This window comes from Kocuria sp. CPCC 205258 (genome assembly GCF_040981005.1).
Taxonomy (GTDB): Bacteria; Actinomycetota; Actinomycetes; order Actinomycetales; family Micrococcaceae; genus Kocuria; species Kocuria rosea.
This window is the reverse complement of sequence record NZ_JAVKPS010000001.1, coordinates 584787-599023: the sequence shown is the minus strand read 5'-3', so window position 1 is coordinate 599023 and position 14237 is coordinate 584787. Positions and strand designations below refer to the sequence as shown.

The window sequence follows — 14237 nt, the reverse complement described above, 5'->3', positions numbered from 1 at the left end:
CCCGGCGCGCGGGTGGGCCGCGGTCCCCTCGACGCACCGGGCCGCGGCTCCTCGGCCGGCACGCCGAGGGGCCGCGGCCCGGTGGTGTCGCTGCGGTGCGCCGGCCTCAGCCCACCGGCTGGGCCGGCCGGGAGGCGGGCGTCCCGTAGCGGTCCTCCTCGATCTGCTCCAGGCTCTTGCCGCGGGTGTCCGGGGCGCCGATCACGCCGACGAGCAGCGCGACCAGGAGGGCCCCGATCATGATCATGCCCACGAAGGGCACGCCGTGCTCGGCGAGCAGGGTGGGGAACCAGTAGCTGAGCAGACCCACGACGATGCGGGCGACGAAGAACAGCACGCCCTGCGCGCTGGCACGGTAGCGGGTCGCGAACATCTCCGCGGCCCACAGGGCGTAGAACGCCTGGGCGCCGATGCCGGCGGACACGCCCCAGAGCACGGCGAAGAGGATCAGCACCGGCATGGTGACGTGGGCGAAGACCAGCAGCACCCAGGCGGCGATCCCCAGGAGCGCCCCGATGCCGTAGAGCAGGCGCCGGTCGACCCGGTCGCCGTAGCGCATGAAGCCGAACCAGGTGGCCAGCACCGTGAAGCTCCACAGCAGCACCTGGAGCAGGTTCTGCTGGGTGGCCGACTCGACGCCGGCGGTCTCGTACACCCGCGGCATGAAGATGCCCATCTGCCCCGCGACGAGGTTCCACAGCGCGTACACGCCCACGAGGAAGAGCAGCGCCTTGAGGTTGGTGCGGTTGGTGAGCAGTTCGCGGTAGTTGCGCCGCTTGATCCCGGTGGCCTCCGAGGCGCGCCGCTCCTCGTCGGACTTCTTCCAGGTGTGGGACTCGGAGAGGCCCCGGCGGACCCACCAGGTGACGAAGGCGACCACGAACAGGTGGGCGAAGACGATGCGGGTGCCCAGCAGCCCCAGCGGCACCACGAAGGTGGCGAACAGGAACACCAGCGCCGGGGCCAGGGACCACGCGAACTGGGCGGTGCCCACGTGCTTCGCCCGGGCCTCGGACGGCGCCTCCTCGGCGATGTAGGTCCAGGCCACGGGAACGCCGGCGCCCACGGCGATGCCGGTCAGGACCACGCCGAGCACCAGCATCCACGGCGCCACGGCGAAGATCACGAAGGCGGTGCCGATCATGTACAGGATCAGGTCGTAGGTGTAGATGAACTTGCGCCCGTACCGGTCGCCGAGCGGCCCGCCGATCAGCGCGCCGAGGGCCGCGCCGAAGGCGTTGGCGCTGAGCGCGGCCACGAGGCCGACGGCGAGGTTCGTGAAGCCGAAGTACTCCTGCCACAGGCTCAGGCTGGTGGCCAGCGCGATGATGGACCCGGCTTCGATGTAGTTGGACATGGAGACCGCGATGGTGGCCTTCCAGCCCCCGAGCTTCGTGGTGGTCATGGGTGATCCTTCGGTGACGGTGACGGTGACGGTGACGGTGACGGTGGTGCCGTGCGGGTGGTGGTCCCGGCTCAGGCCAGGTGGAAGTACGGGAGGAGCGGTTCGGGGCGCGACCCCTCGACGAAGTACTGGGCCATCTCGGCCTGCCAGCGCGCGTTGACCGGGTGGTCGTCCATGAGCGCCTGGGTGGCCGCGACGTCGTCGGCCTCGAAGCAGCCCACGACCAGCCCGTCCTCCGGGTGCAGGAACAGGGAGTAGTTTCGCCAGCCGGTCTCCCGGAGGGCGGCGAGCATCGCGGGCCAGACCTGCTGGTGCACCTCGACGTATTCGGCGAGCTTCTCGGGGCGGACGTGGAGGAGGAAGCACCGGCGGGTGCGGGTGATCTCCTCGGGCAGCTCGATCAGCTCCTGCAGCGTCGCGGCGGACGGATGGGCGCCCATGCGGGACTCCTTCGTGGTGGGGCCGTCGGAACGACCGGCCGGGGACGAGAGGCGGTGACGCTCAGCGGGGCGGTCCGGGCGTCCCGCCGAGCGCGGCATGTGAGCTGCCTCTCAGTACCGGGCCATCGTAGTCACATTTTGAGTCGTTTCAATACCCCTGCCACAGTTTCCTCCGGCGGGATCTTCGGTGAGCCCGGAAAGCCTGGTCCTGGGAGCCTGGGCAAGGTCTTGACGTGACTGGAGTCACCGCCTATCGTCATGAAACGATTCAATAACCCATCGCGCCGCCGTCCCGGTCGCGTCCTCGATCCCGCACGGAAGATGTGAAACCCATGACTGCATTCGACGACATCGCGCCCCAGCTGGCCGCCCAGGCCATCGAGCTGCCCTCGTGGGCGTTCGGCAACTCGGGGACCCGGTTCAAGGTCTTCTCCACCCCGGGCACCCCGCGCACGGTCGAGGAGAAGATCGCCGACGCCGCCACGGTGCACCGGTTCACCGGACTGGCCCCGAGCGTCGCCCTGCACATCCCGTGGGACCAGGTGGACGACTACGGGGCCCTGGCCCGGTACGCGGCCGACCAGGGGGTGGCGCTGGGCACGATCAACTCCAACACCTTCCAGGACGAGGCCTACAAGTTCGGCTCCCTCACCCACTCGGACCCCGCAGTGCGCCGGAAGGCCGTCGACCACCACCTGCGGTGCCTCGAGATCATGAACGGGACCGGCTCGCGGGACCTGAAGATCTGGCTGGCCGACGGCTCCAACTACGCCGGCCAGCAGGACCTGCGTGGACGCCAGGACCGGCTGGCGGAGTCGCTGGCCGAGATCTACGCCCAGGTCGGGGCGGAGCAGCGGCTGGTGCTGGAGTACAAGTTCTTCGAGCCGGCGTTCTACCACACCGACGTCCCGGACTGGGGGACGGCCTGCGCCCAGGTCACCGCCCTCGGGGAGCGGGCGCTCGTCTGCCTGGACACCGGCCACCACGCCCCGGGCACCAACATCGAGTTCATCGTGATGCAGCTGCTGCGGCTCGGCAAGCTCGGCTCCTTCGACTTCAACTCCCGCAACTACGCCGACGACGACCTCATCGTGGGCGCTGCGGACCCGTTCCAGCTCTTCCGCATCATGGTCGAGGTGATCCGCGGCGGGGCCCTGGACCCGGACTCCGGCGTGGCCTTCATGCTCGACCAGTGCCACAACGTGGAGGAGAAGATCCCCGGCCAGATCCGCTCGGTGCTCAACGTCCAGGAGATGACCGCCCGCGCCCTGCTGCTGGACCGGGTGGCCCTGACCGCCGCCCAGGAGGCCGGCGACGTGCTCGGCGCCCACCAGATCCTGATGGACGCCTTCTACACCGACGTCCGCCCCGCCCTGGCGGACTGGCGCGAGGCCCGCGGCCTGCCGGCGGACCCGATGGCCGCCTACGCCGCCTCCGGGCACCAGCAGCGCCTGGCCGCCGAGCGCGTCGGCGGCACCCAGGCCTCCTGGGCCTCCTGACCTCACCCCCTGCACACCACCTCGCAGAGAGACACCTGATCATGCAGACCACCACGCACTCCGTCGTCGCCGACCTGATCGCCCGCTCCAACCGGCTCGGCGCGGACCCGAAGAACACGAACTACGCCGGCGGGAACACCTCCGCCAAGGGCACCGCGACCGATCCCGTCACGGGCGAGGGCGTCGAGCTGCTGTGGGTCAAGGGTTCCGGCGGGGACCTCGGCACCCTCACCGAGAAGGGCCTCGCCGCGCTGCGGCTGGACCGGGTCCGCGCACTGACCGGTGTCTACCGCGGGGTCGAGCACGAGGATGAGATGGTCGCGGCCTTCGACTACTGCCTGCACGGGGCGGGCGGGGCGGCGCCGTCCATCGACACGGCCATGCACGGGCTGGTCGACGCCCCGCACGTGGACCACCTGCACCCCGACTCCGGCATCGCGGTCGCCACCGCCGCCGACGGGGAGCGGCTCACCGGCGAGATCTTCGGCGGGAAGGTCGTGTGGGTGCCCTGGCGCCGCCCCGGCTTCCAGCTGGGCCTGGACATCGCGGCGATCAAGGAGGCGAACCCGGAGGCGATCGGGTGCATCCTCGGCGGGCACGGCATCACCGCGTGGGGCGCCACCAGCGAGGAGTCCGAGCAGAACTCGCTGTGGATCATCCGCACCGCCGAGCAGTACATCGACCAGCACGGCCGGCCCGAGCCCTTCGGCCCGGTCCTGGACGGCTACCGGGCGCTGCCGGAGGAGCAGCGCCGGGCCAAGGCCGCGGCCCTGGCCCCCGTGATCCGCGGGCTGGCCTCCGCCGACCGCCCGCAGGTGGGCCACTTCACCGACGACGCCCGGGTGCTGGAGTTCCTCGCCGGCACCACACACCCGCGCCTGGCCGCACTGGGCACCTCCTGCCCGGACCACTTCCTGCGCACCAAGGTCAAGCCCCTCGTCCTGGACCTGCCCGCCGGCGCCCCGGTCGAGGACTGCGTCGCGCGGCTGAAGGAGCTGCATGAGGCCTACCGCGCGGACTACCAGGCCTACTACGACCGCCACGCCGGCCCGGACTCGCCCGCGATCCGCGGGGCGGACCCGGCGATCGTGCTCGTCCCCGGGGTGGGCATGTTCTCCTTCGGCAAGGACAAGCAGACCGCCCGGGTGGCCGGGGAGTTCTACCTCAACGCGATCAACGTCATGCGCGGGGCCGAGGGCATCTCCGCCTACGCCCCGATCGACGAGGCCGAGAAGTTCCGCATCGAGTACTGGGCCCTGGAGGAGGCCAAGCTCGCCCGCATGCCCGAGCCCCAGCCGCTGGCCACCCGGATCGCCCTCGTGACCGGCGCGGCCTCGGGCATCGGCAGGGCCATCGCCACCCGCCTGGCCGACGAGGGCGCCTGCGTGGTCATCGCCGACCTGGACGCCGAGAAGGCCCGCGCCGCGGCCGCGGAGCTCGGCGGGACCGACGTGGCCGTCGGCGTCGCCGTCGACGTCTCGGACGAGGCCGCCGTGCAGGCCGCGATCGAGGCGGCCGTCCTCGCCTTCGGCGGGCTGGACCTGGTGGTCAACAACGCCGGCCTGTCGCTGTCCAAGCCGCTGCTGGAGACCACCGAGAAGGACTGGGACCTGCAGCACGACGTGATGGCCAAGGGCTCCTTCCTGGTCTCCAAGAACGCGGCCCGCGTGCTCATCGCCCAGGGGCTGGGCGGGGACATCGTCTACATCTCCTCGAAGAACTCGATCTTCGCCGGGCCCAACAACATCGCCTACTCCGCCACCAAGGCCGACCAGGCCCACCAGGTCCGGCTGCTCGCCGCCGAGCTGGGCGAGCACGGGATCAAGGTCAACGGCATCAACCCGGACGGCGTGGTGCGCGGCTCCGGGATCTTCGCCGGCGGCTGGGGCGCCAAGCGCGCCGCGGTCTACGGCGTGCCGGAGGAGGAGCTGGGCGCGTACTACGCCCAGCGCACCCTGCTCAAGCGGGAGGTGCTGCCCGAGAACGTCGCCAACGCGGTCTTCGCCCTGTGCACCGCCGACTTCTCCCACACCACCGGCCTGCACGTGCCCGTCGACGCCGGCGTGGCCGCCGCCTTCCTCCGGTGAGCCCGGTGCGCACCACCGCGGCGGTCGCCGCGGTCGACCTCGGGGCCACCAGCGGGCGCGTGATCCTCGGCGGCCTCGTGGACGGGCGGCTCCGGATGCGCCACGTGGCCCGCTTCCCCAACCAGCCCGTGCGCCTGCACGAGGGGGACCGGGCCGGGCTGCACTGGAACATCACCGAGCTCCACCGGTCCGTGACCGCCGGGCTGGCCCAGGCCCTCCGCCAGGAGGACGACGTCGTCTCCGTCGGCGTCGACTCCTGGGCGGTGGACTACGCGCTGCTGCGCCACGGGCGGATGCTCGGGGTGCCCTACCACTACCGGGACGAGCGCACCGCCGCCGGGGTGGCGGCGGTCCACGCACGGGTGGGGCGGGAGGAGCTGTACCGGCGCAACGGGCTGCAGCACCTGCCGTTCAACACGGTCTTCCAGCTCGCCGCCGACCGGCTCGCCGGGGACCTGGCCGTGGCCGACCGGGCCCTGCTGATCCCCGACCTCGTCGCCTACTGGCTCACCGGGCAGCAGGTCGCCGAGGCCACCAACGCCTCCACCACCGGTCTGCTCGACGCCCGCACCGGGCAGTGGGACACCGGGCTGCTGGACGAGCTCGGGTTCGCCCGGGAGCTGCTCGCCCCCGTCGTCGCCCCCGGCACCACGATCGGTGCGCTGCTGCCGGCGGTGGCGGCCGAGCTCGGCGCCGGCCCGGGCCTGCCGGTCACCGCCGTCGGCTCCCACGACACCGCCTCCGCCGTGGCCGCCGTGCCGAGCACCGCCGAGGACGCGGCCTTCATCTCCTCCGGGACCTGGTCGCTGGTCGGCATCGAGCTGGAGGCCCCGGTGCTCGGCGAGGAGAGCCGGGCGGCGAACTTCACCAACGAGGGCGGGGTGGACGGGCGGGTCCGCTACCTGAAGAACGTCTCGGGACTGTGGCTGCTCACCGAGTCCATGCGCACCTGGGACGGGCCCGGCGCCACCGACGCCCAGCGCAGCAGCGACCTCGCGGCCCTGCTCGCCGAGGCCGCCGCCGTGACCCGCCCCGTGGCCGTCTTCGACGCCACCGACGACCGCTTCACCGCCCCGGGGGACATGCCCGCCCGCATCACCGCCTGGTGCCGGGAGCACGACGTCGAGCCCCCGCGCGGCCGCGCCGAGGTGGTGCGCTCGATCCTGGAGTCCCTGGCCGCGGCCTACGCCACCACGATCGAGCAGGCCGAGCGGCTGTCCGGGCGGAGCATCCGCACCGTGCACGTGGTGGGCGGCGGGTCGCAGAACGCGCTGCTGTGCCAGCTCACCGCCGACCGCACCGGTCGCACCGTGCACGCCGGCCCCGTGGAGGCCACCGCGATCGGCAACGTCCTGGTCCAGCTGCGGGCCGCCGGCGTCCTCTCCGGCACCCTGGAGGCCCTGCGGGAGCTCGTAGCCCGGACGTTCGAACCCGTCCGCTACGAACCGCGGGTGCTCAGCCCCGCCCGCCGGTCGTAGCGGGCGGGGGCGCTCGGTCCCGGCACAGCTCCTCCCACCCATCCGATGCCGCCCCGGCGCCGAACATCCTCACGAGAGCACCCCATCGAGGAGGAGAAAGAGGCGTCATGGCCTTCAACATCGACCGGTTCGCCGAGGAGTCCACCAGTCTGCACTGGGAGGACCTGGGGCTCGAGGCCCTGCGCGAGGACCCCCTGCCCCCGGAGACGCTGCGCACGCTGCGGTACATGTGCGACGTCGAGTTCCACACCGTCTGCTACCTGCGGGACATGCTCGTCAGCCCCTCCCGCAAGGACCCCGAGGTCAGCACCTTCATGACCATGTGGAACCGGGAGGAGTTCTGGCACGGGGAGGCCCTCGCCCACGTGCTCTCCCTGCACGGGATCACCGTGGCCTTCGACGAGCTCAAGGCCAAGCGGGTCAAGCTCGGCTGGCGCGACCGGGTGGGCCCGGTCAAGCAGTCGCTGCTGTCCAACATCGTGGGCACCGACTTCGTCGCCGTGCACATGCTCTGGGGCGCGGTGAACGAACGCTCCGCGGCCGCCGCCTACCGGCGCCTGGCCGCGCTCGAGGACCACCCCGTGCTGGCCCCGCTGCTGCGGCGCATCGCCGCGCAGGAGACCAAGCACATCGCGTTCTACACCACCCAGGCCCGGGCCCGGCTGCAGGACAACCCGAAGGCGCAGAAGCTCGCCCGCCTGGCCCTGCGTACCGCCTGGCAGCCGGTCGGCTCCGGGGTCTCGTCCGAGGAGGAGGTCACCCACGTCATGGGCCATCTCTTCGCCGGGGCCGAGGGCCGCCGGGAGGTCGAGGCCATCGACCGCCAGATCGCGAAGCTGCCCGGCATGGAGGGACTGACGGTGGTGGCCGATGCCCTGGACGCCCGGGGCGTGGCCGCGTGAGCGCGAGCAGCACCTCCGCGGTGGACGCCCCCCGGTCCGTCGTGCGCGCGCCCCGGTTCGACGTGCGCGCCTACGCGCGCGACCCGCACGCGCTGCGCCCGGCCGACCTCGACCTCCAGGCACTGAGCGACCTCGCCCCCGGGACCCTGGAAGTGCTGGCGCACCTGTGGTGCGTCGAGCGCGGCCTGCTGGACCGGCTGCGGGACCTGCTGGTCACCCCCACCCACGCCGAGGCCCGGGTGACGGCCTTCCTCACCGCGTGGGCCTACGAGCAGCACTGGCTCGCCGAGACCCTGGGAGCGGTCCTGGCCGCCAACGGCCGCACCGCCCGGGAGCCCGCCGACACGCCCCTCGGCCGGGCCCGGCGGACCTGGGACGAACGGGCCCGGCCCGCGCTCGGCGCGGTCTCCAGCAACCTGTTGGGCACCGAGACCACCGGCGCCCAGATGGTCACCGGAGGACTCGACACCGGCGTGCTCGCCGCGGTCTACCGGCGGCTGGGGGCAGTCGAACCCCGGCTGGCCGGCACGGCCCGGGAGATCGTGCGGCTGAAGGAGCGGCACCTGGCGTTCTTCGCCGAGGAGGCCGGAGCGCGACTGGCCCGCAGCGCGAGCGCGCGCCGGCTCGGCCGCTCCGGGGCGGCCCGGTGGCGGTGGCCCGGTACCCGCTACGGCGACCCCGGTCCGCACCGGGCGTGGGTCCGCCGGCTGTACGCGGACCCGGCCGCCCGTGCCGACCTGCTGGCGATCGACGAGGACCTCGCCGCGCTGCCCGGTCTGGCCGGCGCCCGCCCGGTCGCCGCGGCGCTGGGACGCCTCGACCGGGGCTGAGGCGCCCCGGCAGGGGGGCTACATCTCCTCCTTCGGGATCATCAGCACGAAGACCTCCTGGTCGGGTCCCGCGACGGCCGCCATCCGCCCGTACTCGAAGTCGGAGGGCTCCTGGACGACCGACCCCCCGGCCTCGCGCACGCGGCGCACGGCGGCGTCGACGTCCTCGACCTGGAACGCGACCGACCAGCCGGGCCGGGCGTCACCGGCCGCGGGGTCGAGACCGCCGATGCCGCCGGCGGGCATCTGCCCGCCGGGAACGGTGAACAGGGCGTAGGGCATCCGGTCGTCGCCGATGTCCTGGTAGGCGTAGCCGAAGACCGCGGCGTAGAAGCCTTGAGCGGCGGCGGGATCGCCGGTCATGAGATCGCACCAGACCACCGCGCCGGGCTCCCCGTACGCCTCGAAACCGGTGTGCTCGCGGGCCTGCCACATGCCGAAGGCCGCCCCGGTGCGGTCGACCCACATCCCCATGGAGCCGAAGGCCCCGACCTCCATGGGCTCGAACACCGGGGTGGCCCCGGCCTCGACCGCCCGGGCGGCATGGGCGGAGATGTCCTCGGTGGCCAGATAGACCGACCAGACGTGCGGGGCGTCGGCCATGCCCTCCATGGTGGGGGAGAGCCCGGCGACGGCCCGACCGCCGATCAGCGCGTTGCAGTAGCCGCCGTACTCGGGCTGGGACTCGGAGTAGGTCCAGCCGAGCACGTCGCGGTAGAAGGCCTGGGTGCGGCCCAGGTCAGAAGCCATCAGGTCCACCCAGCAGGGCGTGCCGGCCGGCCAGGGTTCGGTGTGCGTGGTCATGGCGAGGGTCCTTCCGGGAAGCGGGTGCAGCGGTGCCGCCGGGGGCCCGCCACGAAGTCCGGGACCCGGACACGGTGCGGTGTGACCTCCGACACGTTCCAGGCTAGGCGCCCGCTCGGACGCGCTAACGGGCCCGCTCAGCCGGCGGAGCGGCCCAGATGCTCCCCGTGGTGGAGGTGGCCGGGGACCGTGCCGGTCAGCACGGTCCCGGCGAGCGCCTCGCCGAGCGCGGGGGCCTGCTTGAACAGGTTGTGCCCGGCGAGGGCGGTGAGCCCGTCCTCGGACCAGATCCCCACGCCGTCGTCGCCCCAGGGCAGCCGGGTGACCCAGCAGTGCACGTGGTCCACCGGGCGCGGGTCCAGGCCGGGCAGGGCGCGCCGCACGTAGGCCACGGTCCGGTCGGCCAGGGCGGCGAGCGCCGCGGGATCGGCGAGGCCGCCGTCCGGGTGGGCCGGCGTGTCGGCGCTGAGGCCCACCGAGAAGTGGCGGCCGTCCGGATACGGCGCGGCGTACACGCCGGTCTCGCCGAAGGCGCCGCTGCCGTCCTGGAAGGTCGGCAGGCCTCGAGCGACACCGGGGGGCGCTCCGTCCGGGACCGCACCGTGATGGGCCGGTCCGTCCGGGGCCAGGGCGAACGTGAGGCGGACGTGGGCGCCCACCTCCACGGGCAGGTCGAGCCCGGCGCCGCGGGCCAGCGGGGCGGTGCCCCGGCCGGCGCACAGCACCACGTGGTCGTAGGTCTCGCAGGTGGTCCCGGTGCGCACCTCCACCGCTCCCGTGCCCGTGCGCCGGACCGCGAGCACGTGCTCGCGCAGCATCGACCCCTCGAGCCGCCGCGACAGCGCCGCGACGGCGGCGAGGGTGCGGATGGCACCGCCGCGGACGTCGAGCATCGCCGGGCCGGTCCAGTCGGCCAGCAGCGGCAGCCGCTCGTGCAGCTCCGCGGGCGACAGACGCCGCACGGGGACGTCCTCGAACGGCTCCAGGGTGCGGAGCTTGTCCTCGACTCCGTCCCCGATCGCCACGGCGCCGTCGGGGGAGACCAGCTCGACGCCGAACTCCTCCTCCCACTCCCGCCACAGGGCCCGGCTGCGGGCGACCAGCGCCACCAACCGGGGGTCCTCGTGGGCGTGCCGGAAGATCCGGCCCTGCCCGGCGGACTGCCCGCCGCCGGGCGGCCCGGACTCGTACAGGGTCACGTCGGCACCGCGCGCCCGCAGGGCGTGGGCGGCGGCCAGGCCCACGATGCCCGCGCCGACCACGGCCGTGCGGGTCACCGGAGGACTCCGGGGACGCTCGTCACGCCGGTCGGGCGCGCGGCCGTCCGGGCGCTCAGCCGTCCTGCCCGGGGTCGGTGCTCTCGCCGAGGATGTCGTCGAAGGCCTCCCGCACGGCCTGCCGGGTGGCCAGGCGCACGCTCGCCGCGCCCTGCTTGTCCGCGGTGTCGGCGTTCTCGATGTTGCTGCGCTCCTCGCGCTCCTGCTCCAGGGCGTGGTCCCGGGCGGAGCGGATGCGGTCCATGATCTCGTTGGCTTCCATGGTCTCCATCCCATCACGGCCGTCCGACATTGAACAGGGGACTGATCAGTTTTCGCGGACCGCCGGGTCCGCCGCCGGGTCCGCCGCCGGGTCCGCCGCCGGGTCCGCCGCGGCGAGCTCGGGGGAGCCCCCGCCCACCATGATCACGGCGCTCGCGGCCACCACCAGGCCCATGCCCACGAGCTGCGGGCCCGTGAGCGCCTGGCCGAGCACCAGCAGCCCGGCGAGGGCCGCGACCGCGGGCTCCAGGCTCAGCAGGATCCCGAAGACCTTGGGCGGGATGGCCCGCAGCGCGAGCAGCTCGAGGGAGTAGGGGACCACGGAGGAGAGCATCGCGATCCCCACCCCCGCGCCCAGCACGCCCCACGTCAGGGCGGGGACGTGCGCCGTGAGGACACCCACGGGGGTGACCAGGACCGCCGCCACGACCAGGGCCACGGCGAGACCGTCCAGCTGGTCGAAGTGCCGGCCCGCGGACCGGCTGCCCAGGATGTAGGCGGCCCAGCCCGCCCCGGCCAGCGCCGCCCAGGCGATGCCGGCGAGGTCGAGCTCTGCCCACGGCACGGTGAGGGCCTGGGAGATGAGCACGATCCCGCCCAGGGCCGCCGCCACGGCGAGGACGTCCCGGCCGCGGCGGGAGAGCACGGCGGACAGGGCGAGGGGGCCCAGGAACTCGATGGTCACGGCCACGCCCAGCGGGAGGGTGGCCAGGGACTGGTAGAACGCGAAGTTCATGCCGGCCAGGGCCGCCCCGAAGAACAGGCCGGACCGCCACGCCTCCCGGCTCCGGCCGCGCAGCCGCGGCCGGATGACGGCCAGCATGATTGCGGCGCTGATGAGCAGCCGCATGGTCACCGTGGCGGACGCCCCGATCAGGGGCACCAGGACGGCGGCGAGGGCCCCGCCGAACTGGACGGAGACGACGGCGGCCAGCACGTAGAGGGTCGGGCGCAGCCGGGGGCCGCGGGCGGGAGCGAGGGTGGTCACCCGTTCAGGGTAGGGCTCCCCGGCGGCTCTGCCGTCACCGGCGCTCGCCGAGACGCAGGGCGCCGTGCACGGGATCGCGATCGAGCACCCGCAGCTCCCCGAGACCGCGGGCCGCGGCGGCCTGCTGCAGCCGGTCCCGCAGCAGCGGCTGGTGCCGTGCCAGGCCACCGCCCACCACCACCGGGCCGGTCAGCTCCAGCCGCCGGGACACGGTGGCGGCGAGGTCGGCCAGCGCCCCGGCCGCGCGCTCCACCAGCTGCAGGGCGTCGTCGTCGTGCGCCGCGGCCTCGAAGGCGACCCGGGAGAGCCCGGCCCAGAACCCGCGGTCCGCGCCGCTGTGGAAGCGCTCGATGAGCTGACCGGGCTCGGGAATCCCGCAGTGCGCCAGCACCGCCCGGTCCAGGGCGTCGGGCCGCAGCCCGTCGTCGAGCCGGGCGAGGGCGCGGCGCACGAGCTCCCGGCCCAGCCAGTAGCCGCTGCCCTCGTCGCCCAGCAGGTGCCCCCAGCCGCCGGCCCGGGCCTCCCGGCCGTCCGGGGCGGCGCCCCAGGCGGCGGAGCCGGTGCCGGCGATGACCGCGATGCCGGTGCTGCACCCGCCGGCGGCCAGGACCAGCCGGGTGTCGTGCACGACGACGATCCGCGCCGCCCCCGTGTGCGGGGCGATGAGCGCGCGCAGCGCCTCGGCGTCCGCGGGCGTGTCGACGCCGCCCGCCCCCGCCACGACCACGTCCGCGGCCGAGGAGCCCAGCTCACCGAGGACGCCGGCCAGGGCCCGGGAGGCCTCGGCGGGACTGACGTTCTGCACGTTGGCGCTGCCGCCGACGGCCTCCTGCACCGGGCGGCCGTCCTCGGCCCGCAGGCCGTGGGTCGTGGTGCCGCCGATGTCCAGGCCGATGAGGATGCTCATGGGTCCATCCTGCCGTGCGCGGCCGGGCCGGCCCAGGGCACGACGACGCCCGACCGGGCGCCGGTGCGAACCGGCCCGATCGGGCGTCGTGGACCGTGTCCGGTCAGGCCGCGAGGGCCAGGGGCGCGGGGCGCAGGCGGCAGTCCTCGAAGGAGAACAGCCGGCGGACGCCGGTGCCGGCCTCGAGGACCCACAGGACGCCCAGGGGGTGCGAGACCTGCCCCACGGTGCCGATGCAGCTCTCGTAGAACTCGTCCCAGATCTCGAGCCGGTCGCCGGGCTGGATCTGGCTCAGGTCGGTCATCCACTTCTCAGCAGCGGTCATTCCGCCACCTCCCATCAAGTCTTCGTTCGTGTGTGCTTCCATGGTGCACTGGCCGCGGTGACCTGCGCAGCGACCCCGATTTGACAAACGGCCCGCGGGTCTTGAGCTTCGTCACACCCCCGTCCGGTCGGCAACCTGCAACGGTTGCTCGGAGGGTGCCGAGGGCGGCGTTCTGTGACGGCCGTCCCGGCCGGGCGCGTGAACAACAACACGTCACGAAATCGTCGTCGCACACCGTCATCCGTGTCGTGCGCGCCCTCGTGCCGGGTGCTCAGCCCTCGGAGCCTTGCGCTCCGTCCGGATCGGCCGGCTCCCGCAGGTGCCGGTCGAAGAACGCGACGATCCGGCGCCGGGCGTCCTGGGTGGCCGGGTCGTCGTAGGTCGTGCGGCTGAACCGGCCGAGCACCCGCAGCATCGGCGAGAGGTCCTCGGGGTCGTGGTCGTTCATGAAGCCGTGACCCACCCCGGGGTAGATCCTGATGTCGTGCGCCACCTCGGTCTCAGTGAGGATGCCCTCCAGGCGGCGGCCGGCGTCGGCGCCCAGGGGAGTGGTGTCCGCCCCGCCGTAGCTGCCCACGATGGGGCAGGCGTCCGGGAGCCACTGCTCGGCGCCCTCGGGGCACCCGCCGTAGTTCGTGCTCGCGGCCGAGAACCCGTGCTCCACGGCGAGGGCGAGCGCGTAGCCGCCGCCCATGCAGAAGCCGACGACCCCGATCCGGCCCGTGCAGTCGGGGCGCGCGGCGAGCCAGGACCGCGCCGCCTCGACGTCGTCGAACGTGCGTCCCCGGCGGGCGCCGATGTCCTTCATGATCGTGCGCAGGCAGCGGAGCCGGCCGCCCCAGTGGAAGAGGTCCGGGGCCACGGCGAGGAACCCCGCCCCTGCCAGCCAGTCCGCCTGGTGGCGCAGGTCCTGGCTCATCCCGGTGAAGTCGTGCACGAGCACCACCCCAGGCCAGGGCCCCGGGCCGTCGGGCACCGCCACGTGGACGGGCATCTGCCCGTGACCGGTGGCCACGAGGACGTCGCTCATGGCC

Annotated in this window: 14 protein-coding genes; 5 read left to right on the top strand and 9 right to left on the bottom strand. The window is 73.8% G+C overall.

The window, feature by feature from the left end:
- Nucleotides 1-106: 106 nt before the first annotated feature.
- A complete protein-coding gene (locus tag RF644_RS02770) occupies nt 107-1405 on the bottom strand; it encodes an MFS transporter (protein WP_017834026.1) in 1299 nt (432 codons plus the stop codon).
- Nucleotides 1406-1476: 71 nt separating this feature from the next.
- Nucleotides 1477-1845 carry an L-rhamnose mutarotase gene (locus RF644_RS02765; RefSeq protein ID WP_368795271.1) on the bottom strand — a complete coding sequence of 123 codons (369 nt, stop codon included), beginning with the start codon at nt 1843-1845 and terminating at the stop codon, nt 1477-1479.
- Nucleotides 1846-2177: 332 nt separating this feature from the next.
- Between RF644_RS02765 and rhaI the strand changes: the two genes are divergently transcribed.
- The 5 genes from rhaI (at nt 2178) to RF644_RS02740 (ending at nt 8641) form a co-directional block, all read left to right on the top strand.
- Nucleotides 2178-3344: an L-rhamnose isomerase gene (gene rhaI, locus RF644_RS02760; protein ID WP_368795270.1), complete on the top strand. Its 1167-nt coding sequence runs from the start codon at nt 2178-2180 to the stop codon at nt 3342-3344.
- A gap of 41 nt (nt 3345-3385) precedes the next feature.
- Entirely contained in the window at nt 3386-5431 is a 2046-nt protein-coding gene (locus tag RF644_RS02755) for a bifunctional aldolase/short-chain dehydrogenase (protein ID WP_368795269.1), read from the top strand.
- Nucleotides 5432-5436: 5 nt separating this feature from the next.
- A complete protein-coding gene (locus RF644_RS02750; protein ID WP_368795268.1) occupies nt 5437-6909 on the top strand; it encodes a rhamnulokinase family protein in 1473 nt (490 codons plus the stop codon).
- A 107-nt stretch (nt 6910-7016) separates the two neighbouring features.
- Complete coding sequence (locus RF644_RS02745) at nt 7017-7811, top strand: ferritin-like domain-containing protein (protein ID WP_368795267.1); 795 nt, start codon at nt 7017-7019, stop codon at nt 7809-7811.
- Complete coding sequence (locus RF644_RS02740) at nt 7808-8641, top strand: hypothetical protein (RefSeq protein ID WP_368795266.1); 834 nt, start codon at nt 7808-7810, stop codon at nt 8639-8641. The genes RF644_RS02745 and RF644_RS02740 overlap by 4 nt, the downstream gene beginning before the upstream one ends.
- 18 nt (nt 8642-8659) lie before the next feature.
- On the opposite strand, the gene RF644_RS02735 is transcribed toward RF644_RS02740, so the two are convergent.
- From RF644_RS02735 to RF644_RS02705, 7 genes are all read right to left on the bottom strand, one after another.
- Nucleotides 8660-9445, bottom strand: coding sequence for a VOC family protein (locus RF644_RS02735; protein WP_368795265.1), 786 nt, complete (start codon nt 9443-9445; stop codon nt 8660-8662).
- Nucleotides 9446-9582: 137 nt separating this feature from the next.
- A complete protein-coding gene (locus RF644_RS02730; RefSeq protein WP_368795264.1) occupies nt 9583-10722 on the bottom strand; it encodes an NAD(P)/FAD-dependent oxidoreductase in 1140 nt (379 codons plus the stop codon).
- 55 nt (nt 10723-10777) lie between these two features.
- Nucleotides 10778-10984 (bottom strand): hypothetical protein, encoded by a 207-nt coding sequence (locus RF644_RS02725; protein ID WP_017834015.1) that lies wholly within the window; start codon nt 10982-10984, stop codon nt 10778-10780.
- Nucleotides 10985-11029: 45 nt separating this feature from the next.
- A complete protein-coding gene (locus tag RF644_RS02720; protein WP_368795263.1) occupies nt 11030-11971 on the bottom strand; it encodes a DMT family transporter in 942 nt (313 codons plus the stop codon).
- Nucleotides 11972-12005: 34 nt separating this feature from the next.
- The gene (locus RF644_RS02715) at nt 12006-12878 is read right to left on the bottom strand and encodes an N-acetylglucosamine kinase (protein ID WP_368795262.1); all 873 of its coding nucleotides are present in this window, start codon (nt 12876-12878) and stop codon (nt 12006-12008) included.
- Nucleotides 12879-12981: 103 nt separating this feature from the next.
- Nucleotides 12982-13203: a hypothetical protein gene (locus RF644_RS02710; RefSeq protein ID WP_017834012.1), complete on the bottom strand. Its 222-nt coding sequence runs from the start codon at nt 13201-13203 to the stop codon at nt 12982-12984.
- 271 nt (nt 13204-13474) lie between these two features.
- The gene (locus RF644_RS02705) at nt 13475-14233 is read right to left on the bottom strand and encodes a dienelactone hydrolase family protein (protein ID WP_368795261.1); all 759 of its coding nucleotides are present in this window, start codon (nt 14231-14233) and stop codon (nt 13475-13477) included.
- Nucleotides 14234-14237: the final 4 nt, after the last annotated feature.